At 67.3% G+C, this 8,330-nt stretch carries 5 protein-coding genes; 1 reads left to right on the top strand and 4 read right to left on the bottom strand.

The genetic code is table 11. The annotated features are described in order from the left end of the window. Positions 1-1,959 (bottom strand): nitrite reductase large subunit NirB (gene nirB, locus D3654_RS01620; protein ID WP_162943585.1); only part of this gene is annotated, 1,959 nt, incomplete at its 3' end. 244 nt (positions 1,960-2,203) lie between these two features. Here nirB and nirD point away from each other — a divergent pair. Next, positions 2,204-2,566 carry a nitrite reductase small subunit NirD gene (nirD, locus tag D3654_RS01615; protein ID WP_120519786.1) on the top strand — a complete coding sequence of 121 codons (363 nt, stop codon included), beginning with the start codon at positions 2,204-2,206 and terminating at the stop codon, positions 2,564-2,566. A gap of 21 nt (positions 2,567-2,587) precedes the next feature. On the opposite strand, the gene D3654_RS01610 is transcribed toward nirD, so the two are convergent. The 3 genes from D3654_RS01610 to D3654_RS01600 form a co-directional block, all read right to left on the bottom strand. Further along, complete coding sequence (locus tag D3654_RS01610) at positions 2,588-4,363, bottom strand: phospho-sugar mutase (protein WP_120519785.1); 1,776 nt, start codon at positions 4,361-4,363, stop codon at positions 2,588-2,590. Between the two features lie 101 nt (positions 4,364-4,464). Continuing rightward, complete coding sequence (locus tag D3654_RS01605; protein WP_120519784.1) at positions 4,465-6,135, bottom strand: glycoside hydrolase family 32 protein; 1,671 nt, start codon at positions 6,133-6,135, stop codon at positions 4,465-4,467. 110 nt (positions 6,136-6,245) lie between these two features. Beyond that, on the bottom strand, positions 6,246-7,847 hold the full coding sequence (locus D3654_RS01600; protein WP_120519783.1) for a glycoside hydrolase family 68 protein: 1,602 nt from the start codon (positions 7,845-7,847) through the stop codon (positions 6,246-6,248). Between the last annotated feature and the right edge of the window lie 483 nt (positions 7,848-8,330).

Raw genomic sequence — 8,330 nt, 5'->3', positions numbered from 1 at the left:
GTAGGCCTGGCCGGATTCGAAGCCGGCGTCGACCAGTTCCTTCCAGATTTCCGGGAGCTGTTCGAGCCGGGCGCCGAACATGTCGATCCGCTGCCCGCCGGTGATCTTCGTGTACAGGCCGTACTTTTCCGCGACGGTCGCGATGACTCCGAGGCCCTTGGGCGTGATTTCGCCGCCGGCGATGCGCGGGACCACGGAGTAGGTGCCGTCCTTCTGCATGTTGGCCAGGGCGCGGTCGTTGGTGTCCTGCAGGGTGCCGCGGCCGGCGTCGAGCACGTAGGCGCTGTTCTGGCTGGCCAGGATGTTTGCGATGGTGGGTTTGCAGATGTCGCAGCCTGCTCCGGTGCCGTAGCGGGCCATGATGTCTTCGAAGGAGGTCAGTTCCAGGATGCGGATGGTTTCGAAGAGTTCCTGGCGGGAGAGGCTGATGTGTTCGCACAGGGCCTTGGAGACCTCGACGCCGGACTTGGTCAGTTCGGTTTCGAGCAGCTTCTTGAGCATGGGCACGCAGGAACCGCACTGGGTGCCGGCCCGGGAGCAGCTCTTGAGTTCGCCCAGGTCCTGGACGGGGGCTTGGCCTTCGCAGGTGCCGCAGCCGTTGATGGCGTCGCGGATGTTGCCGGCGGCGACGTTGTTGCAGGAGCACAGGATCGCGTCGTCGGGCAGTTCGGTTTCGGGGGCTTCGCCGCCGCCGGCGGCGGAGAGGAAGGCGCCGGGTTCTGCAGGGAGTTCGCGGCCCAGGAGGGGGCGCAGGCTCATGTAGGGGGTGGCGTCGCCGACGAAGATGCCGCCGAGCAGGGTCTTGGCGTCGTCGGTGGTGACGATTTTCTGGTAGACGCCGCGGGCGGGGTCGGCGTAGACGATTTCCAGGGCGTGCTCGGTCTTGGCGAAGGCGTCGCCGAAGCTGGCCACGTCCACGCCGGAGAGCTTGAGCTTGGTGGCGGTGTCGAAGCCCGGGAAGGTCGCCTGGCCGCCGTGCAGGCGGTCCGCGACGATCTCGGCCATCGTGTTCGCCGGAGCCACCAGGCCCATGGTCATGCCGTCGAAGTTGGCCACTTCACCGATGGCCCAGACGTTCTCGACGCCGGTGCGGCAGTGGTCGTTGATGACCACACCACCCTTGGGGCCCAGCTCGAAAAGGGGAGTGCCGCCGTCGGGAGTTCCGGCGTCGGATTCGCGGAACAGTTCGTCGCGGGCGCGGATGCCGATGGAGGCGATCACCATGTCCGCCGGGATGACGGTGCCGTTCTTCAACAGCACGCCGGTGACCTGGCCGTCGTCGTCGGAGAGGACCTCGGCGGGGTAGCTGCCGGTGTGCACCTCCAGGCCCTTGGCGGAGACGAGGCGGCCGAGCGCCTGGCCCGCGCCCTCATCCAGCTGGGCGTTCATGAGCCAGCGGGAGCCGTTAACGATGGCGGCTTCGGCGCCGAGTTCCATGGTGCCTGCAGCGGCTTCCAGGCCGAGCAGGCCGCCGCCGATGGTCACGGTGCGGACCGTGCGGCCCAGCTTCTCGCCGAGTTCGGCCACCGTCTTGTTGATGTTCCAGACGTCGTCCAGCGTGCGGTAGACGTGGGCGAGTTCGCCGCCCGGGAACGGGAGCTTCGCGGCGTCGGAGCCGGTCGCGACCACCAGGTGGTCGTAGGGGTAGCTCGCGCCGGTGGAGGTCTGCACGGTCTGCGCAGCGGTGTCGATGCCGGTGACGCGTTCGCCGGTGCGCAGCGTGATCGATTCGTGGTCCCACATGGCGGTGTCGCCCATGGTCAGGTCGTATTCCATGTCGCTCAGGGCCTTGCTCAGGGCGACGCGGTCGTAGGGGAGGTGGACCTCCTCGGCCAGGACCGTCAGATGCCAGCCCTCGAGACCGCGGGTATGCATGGCATCCGTGAAGCGGTGGGCGGCGGGGCCGCCGCCGGCGACGACGATGCGCCGGGTCTCTGGGGCGTTGGTGGATCCGGTCATTGCTGGCCTTTCGCAGAATTTGCGGAATAGGTGCTCCGCAGCTGGTCATTCCAGCCTAGGGACGGCCAGTTTCGCCTCAGTTTCCCGATTGTTTCGTGGGTTTAACTTCTGGGTCACGCTTACATTTCGGGCGGTGTGAGCACTCTTTTACGTGCCGGACACACGGCAGGCCTTCCAGTGAAACGTGCCCGGCCTACCGTTTTTGATATCCCGCAGCAACCCGGCAAGGCGAGAGGAAAAAGACATGACGGTCACACTGGAACGCGAAACACGTACCGCCCCGGCGGCAGGCTGGCACCGAGTCTGCGCCCTGGATGAACTCGAGCCTGCCTGGGGCGAGGCAGCCTTCATCGACGGACTGCAGCTGGCGCTCTTCCGGCTGGCCTCGGGCGAGGTCTACGCCGTGGCACAGCAGGATCCCGCCACCCTGGCCAACGTCATGGCGCGCGGCATCATCGGTTCGCGTGGCAGCAGCCCCACCATCGCCTCCCCGCTGCACAAAGAGGTCTACGACCTGCGCACGGGCGAATGTTTCACCAAGCCCGAACTCCGGCTGGCGAGCTACGCCACCCGCATCGTGGACGGCTTCATCGAAGTGGAGCTGTAGGGCCTACAGCCCCAGAAGTCCCTACAAACCGAGGGCCTCGCGCACGTCCGCGAGGATCCGGTCCAGCGAGGCCCGTGCTGCGGCACGGGCCTCGGCCAGTTCCGCGGCCGACTCCACCGGAACGATCACTTCCAAGTAGCACTTGAGCTTCGGCTCGGTGCCGCTGGGGCGGATGATCACCCGGCTCTGGTCCCGGGTCAGGTACAGCAGCCCGTCCGTGGGCGGAAGCTGTTGGCTGCCCTCGGACAGGTCCGCGGACTGCTCGACGGCGGAGCCTCCGAAGGCCTCGGGCGGATCCGAGCGCAGGCGGTTCATCATGGCGTCCAGCAGGCCGAGGTCGGCCACCCGGATGCTGAGCTGGTCGCTGGCGTGCAGGCCGTGCAGCAGGTAGAGCTCGTCCAAGGTGTCGAAGATGGTCTGGCCTGCGGCCTTCGCGGCGGCGGCCAGTTCGGCGATCAGCAGGGACGCCGAGATTCCGTCCTTGTCCCGCACCAGCTCGGGAGCCACGCAGTAGCCCAGGGCTTCCTCGTAGCCATACACCAGACCGGGGACGCGGGAGATCCACTTGAAGCCGGTGAGGGTTTCTTCGTGTGCGGCACCCGCGGCCGCGGCGATCCGGGACAGCAGCCGCGACGACACTATCGAGTTGGCGAACACTCCCGGCGCAGAGTTGTCATCCGCTCCTGCAGTCCCCGCCATGCGCGCCACCACATGCGCACCCAGCAGCGCCCCCACCTCGTCGCCGCGCAGCATCCGCCACGCCCCGCTCTCGGGATCCCGGGCAGCGACGGCGGCCCGGTCGGCGTCGGGGTCGTTGGCAAGCACGATGTCCGCATCCAGCCTGCCGGCCGCGGCCAGGGCGAGGTCCAGGGCGCCGGGCTCCTCCGGGTTCGGGAAGCTCACCGTGGGGAAGTCCGGGTCCGGCAGGGCCTGTTCCTCGACGAGGGTCACATCTTCGAATCCGGCGGCCTTCAGCACCGAAACGGCGGTGTCCCCGCCCACGCCGTGCATCGGCGTCAAGACGATCTTCAGGTCCCGGGCCGGGAAGCGTGCGGGATCGGCCAGGGCCACGACGGCGGCCCGGTAGTCGTCGGAGATCGACTCCGGCAGCACGGACCAGCCGTCCCCGGCCAGGGCGATCGTGTCGAGCCCGCCCACCGCCTCGATGCATTCGGCGATCCGGGCATCGTACGGGGTCACGATCTGGGCGCCACGGCCGCTCTCCTCCACCGCCCGCCCGCCCAAGTACACCTTGTAACCGTTGTCCTGCGGCGGGTTGTGGCTCGCTGTGACCATCACGCCGCCGTCGCAATCCAGGGCCCGCACGGCGTAGGCGAGCAGGGGAGTGGGCAGCGCCGACGGCATCAGGAAGGTCTCGATCCCCGCGGCCGTGAAGACGGCGGCCGATTCGGCGGCGAAGACATCGGAGTTGTAGCGGGCGTCGTAGCCGACGACGACGCGCGGCCGGGTGCCCGGGGCCGCAGCAGTCACGGCGTCGTTCAGGAAGGCCGCGAAGCCCGCCGCCGCCCGCCGCACCACTACCCGGTTCATGCGGTTGGGGCCGGGGCCGAGGGCGGCGCGGAGGCCGGCGGTGCCGAACTGCAGGGTCCCGTTGAAGCTGTCTTCGAGCTGCTGGCGGGCCGCCGGGATACCTTCGGCAGCCTGGTCGGCGAGCTCGTCCAGGGCGGCAGCGGTGGCCGGATCAGGATCCTGCCGCGCCCACACACGGGCTGCGGAGATCAGCTGGTCCAAGGTCGCTTGCTCTGACGATTCAGGGGCGGCATCGCTCGAAGTCATAGGAACAAAACTATCTGCAATGCCGTCCCAACTGGCAACGCGGGGTCAGTTCCGGCCCGTAAGACTGGTGATCATGGGCGCAAACTGACCCCGCGTTGGGTTTAGAGGTGCGTTGAAGCGACCGTCGCCTTTGCGTGGCCGCCGCGGCTGAAGGCCAGGGTTTCCGTGTCGTCCCACGCGGGGAAGAAGGTGTCCGTCATCGCCACTGTGCCGTCCGGGGTGAAGACCTCCACGGAGGAGGAATCCAGCAGGATGCGCAGGCGGAGCTTGCCGTCCTTCAACGCCACCGGGGCCTGGTGGTAAGGGCTGAACAGCGGGGAGAAGTTGTCCGTGCCGCCCCCGGAGCGGTCCACCTTCAGGGTGCCGGTGTCACGCTCGTAGGAGATCCGCAGCCCCCGCGTGCCGTCGGCGGATCCGCGCAGCACCAGCCCCGCTTCGGAGGCGGTGCCCGGTTCGAGCTCGACGTCGAGCAGCTGGCTGCGGGCCGCGAAGTCGCCGCCCAGCGATGCATAGCCAGGTTCGGTTGACCCCGTAATGGTGAGGTCCTTGCGCCGGACCTCACTATCCGCCGCCTTGCCGAGGGCCTCGGCGGCCGCGCCGGCGATGCCCGAACGCAGGGCGTAGCGGCCGCCGTCACTCACCAGTTCCAGCTCACGCGGGACGGCCATGGCGCCGCGCCAGGGGGTGGTGGGCACGTGCTGGGCATAGTCCCAGTTGCCCATCCAGCCCAGGAGCACGGGCTTGCCGCCGGGCGCACCGCTGATCGAGTTCGCGGCGTAGAAGTCGGCGCCGTAATCCAGCCACTGGGAGTCGCTCAATGGTGCGTTCGGCGCCGCCGCGTTCTCGGCGGTGAACGTCCGTCCGTCGAACTCGCCCACGAAGTACTGCATGCCGGAGCCGCCGGCGATGGCACCCGGGTTGATGCTCAGCAGCATGACCCACTTCTTCAGGCCGTTGCCTCCGGCGACATCCATCTGCATCAGTTCGGGGACTTCCCAGAGCCCGCCCTGCGCGCCGACGCCGGAGAAATCGCTCAGGTGGTCCCAGTGCAGCAGGTCGGTGGACTTGAACAGCTTGACCACCTGGGCGTCTGCCACCACCGTGGTCATCACCCAGTATTTGCCCGGCTCGTACCAGGTGAGCTTGGGGTCGCGGAAGTTCTTGGAGCTCGGGGCAAGGTCCAGCACGGGGTTGCCCTTGTACTTCTGCCAGCTCTTGCCGTGGTCCAGGCTGTAGGCCAGCGACTGGGCCTGGATCCCGGACGGGCGCGCGCCGCCCTTGCCGTAGGCGCTCGTATAGAGGGCCACCATGGGCGGATTCTCCGCCGTGCCGAGCCCGGACGCGTTGTCCTTGTCGAGCACGATCGAGCCGGAGAAAATCTCCTCGGCCTCGCTTGCCTCCATGGCCACCGGCTGCTGGGTCCAGTGGATGAGGTCGGTGCTCGTGGAGTGGCCCCAGGACATGTTGCCCCAGGAGTTGCCACGTGGATTGTGCTGGTAGAAGGCGTGGTACGTGCCGTCCTCGTACACCAGGCCGTTGGGGTCGTTGATCCAGTTCCGGTCCGCGCTCAGGTGGACGGCGGGCCGCCAGGGATCTCCCGGGGACGGCGCCGCGGCAGACGCGGCGGGCGGGGTGTCCGCCGTCGGGGGTTCTGTTGACGAGGGTGCGGTGCACCCGGCGGTCAGGGCGACGACGACGGCGGCTGCCGCGCAGAGTGCCGGACGGAGGGTCTTGAGGGGGTTCTGGAAAAGCAGGAGTTTCTGGAAAAGCATGGAGGGATCCTGGGGGTGGAAAGTGGGGCGGGGACCTCCGGTGGTGGTGGAGGTCCCCGCGGTGCGGGGCAGACGGTTCGCAGCGCCTGCCCCGCGGCTTTTGTTGCGGCCTACTTGTAGAGGCCTTCGCCGCCAACGCGGACGTTGGTGGGCAGGTAGCCGAACGGGCCGAGGCCGTCCTGGCCGAAGCTGCGGTCAACCTGGGTCACGCCGCCCTTGAAGTTGATCTTCACGGTCGGGGAGAGGGAGCCGCCGCGCACGCCGTTGACGTTGTCGATGAACGACTGCACGAGGCCGTTGGGCTGCACGTAGTGCGAGTAGGCCTGGAACTGGCGGCCGTTCTGCTGGCCCGAGATGGTGCCGCTCGGGTTGTTGGCCGGCAGGTTCAGGTCGGTCGGAGAACCGAGCGCGAGGCCTGAGTTGTTCACCGGCTGGTAGTCGGAGCGGACGCCGTCGCCGACGAAGCCGTAGACGCCGTCAGGACCGCGCATGCCCGCCGCGTAGGTGAACTGGTGGCTGATGGTGAACAGGTAGTACTTGTTCTTGCCGTCTTCGTTCTGGATGAAGATCTGGGGACGCTCGGTCTGGTCGTTGACGCAGTTGGCGGAGAGAAGCGGGGGCAGGAACTTCCACTTGGTCAGGTCCTTGTTCTCGGCCACAGCCAGGCCCACGTTGGCGGTCTGGTAGTAGGCGCCGGTGTTCTGGACGTCCTGGACCTTTTCGGCGTTGTGGTCGCCCGGCTTGTAGCCGAGGTCTTCGGCCGTGCACTCGTATTCGCCGCGGTTGCCGCCGGTGTTGCCTTCGAAGACCATGAAGGTCTTGCCCGGGTGGGCCGGGTCGGCGAAGGTGTACGGGTCGCGGAAGGCGAAACCCGGGTTCTGGGCCTTGGTCTGGTACATTTTTCCGTCCGGTTCCAGCAGCTTGGTGTGCTTGAAACCGTCGAAGGTAACGCCGTTCTTGTCGGCGTGGATGTTGCCCAGGGCCTTGGCGATCACGGCGTCCGGTGCGATGCCGCCGCCGCCGGCGTTGCGCTCGGCAACGTCGTAGAAGGTTGTGGCGGTGTAGAACACGTTGACGTGGTCGCCCTGCATGAGGCGGGTGGAGCCGGACCATTCGGTGTTGCCGATGGAGCTGTTGGGCAGGAACAGGTGTCCGCCGTAGTTCCACTTGTCCTTCGCGGGGTCCGCGTTGGTCTTGCGGAAGAAGTAGCCGATCCGGGCGTTCCAGTGGCGCTGGTCGAAGCCGTACCCGGCGTGGCGGTCGGCCACGAGGGAGAAGATTACGTCCCAGCCCTTGTAGCTGATCTGGTTGGCGTGCTCATCGGTCAGGGACCAGGTGTCCCAGACCCACACGTCGTCGTTCATTGCCGGGAAGTCCTCGGGGATTTCCGGCATGGTGACGTCCGGGCTCATCGAGTTCTGGCCGGGGGCAACGTTGGGGTTGCTCTGGGCCATGATCTGCTTGGCATCGGCGCGGGTCCACTTGGCCGTGAAGTCGGCGGCAGGGTCGTAGGCCTTCTGCGTGTGCTCGGTCGGCAACGGGAAGCCGGGCGTGGGTGCCGGCATGGTGCTCGACGGCGGGTCGGCAGGGAGGTTTGCCTGTGCGGCCGAGGAGGCCAACAGGACAGACGCGGCGACGCCCGCGGCTGCCGTGAGGGACACGGCAGCCCGCATGCGGCGACGCGGCCTTGCGGGGGTTGAGTGAGTGCTCATGCTTTTGCTCTTCTCGCGGAGTTGTATTTCGTGGAAGACGGGCGAACCGCCCGGGGTCTCAACTCCGGCGCCTCGATGACGGTGATGCCGCCTTCGAAGGACGCCATCGTATCGAGTGGCGTTGGCCGTCCCCGGGGACCGCCAACGTTGGGGTTTCCGGCGGGGATCGCCACCGGAACGTTTTCAACGCTTGCACGTTCCGGGCGGGAGGATCAAACCCGGTTTCGCGGGTCCCTGGGCCGTCCGGGCAAGATGTCAGACAAATATGCGCAAGCGTTTACATTCATACATCGCGCGCGTGCCATAGGCGGGTTGTGGATGCAAATGTTTCGTGTAAATCTGCTTTATTTCGAAGAGTTCATGTGCCGTTAATTCCGGCCCCGTGTGACTTGACGGGCCCTCCGGATTCTGCAGGTCCGGCGGCCCTGCTTCGGCTGCCGTCCACCCTTCTGAAGTCCATTCGATGGACGTAGAATGTGCTAG

This window comes from Arthrobacter celericrescens (assembly GCF_003614925.1).
Lineage (GTDB): Bacteria > Actinomycetota > Actinomycetes > Actinomycetales > Micrococcaceae > Arthrobacter > Arthrobacter celericrescens.
This window is presented reverse-complemented; position numbering and strand designations above follow the sequence as displayed.

What these genes read in the sequence shown, in the direction of transcription:
- nirD (WP_120519786.1), top strand. Translation starts at nt 2,204, where the DNA reads ATGACGGTCACACTGGAACGCGAAACACGTACCGCCCCGGCGGCAGGC.
- D3654_RS01610 (WP_120519785.1), bottom strand. Translation starts at nt 4,363, where the DNA reads ATGACTTCGAGCGATGCCGCCCCTGAATCGTCAGAGCAAGCGACCTTG.
- D3654_RS01605 (WP_120519784.1), bottom strand. Translation starts at nt 6,135, where the DNA reads ATGCTTTTCCAGAAACTCCTGCTTTTCCAGAACCCCCTCAAGACCCTC.
- D3654_RS01600 (WP_120519783.1), bottom strand. Translation starts at nt 7,847, where the DNA reads ATGAGCACTCACTCAACCCCCGCAAGGCCGCGTCGCCGCATGCGGGCT.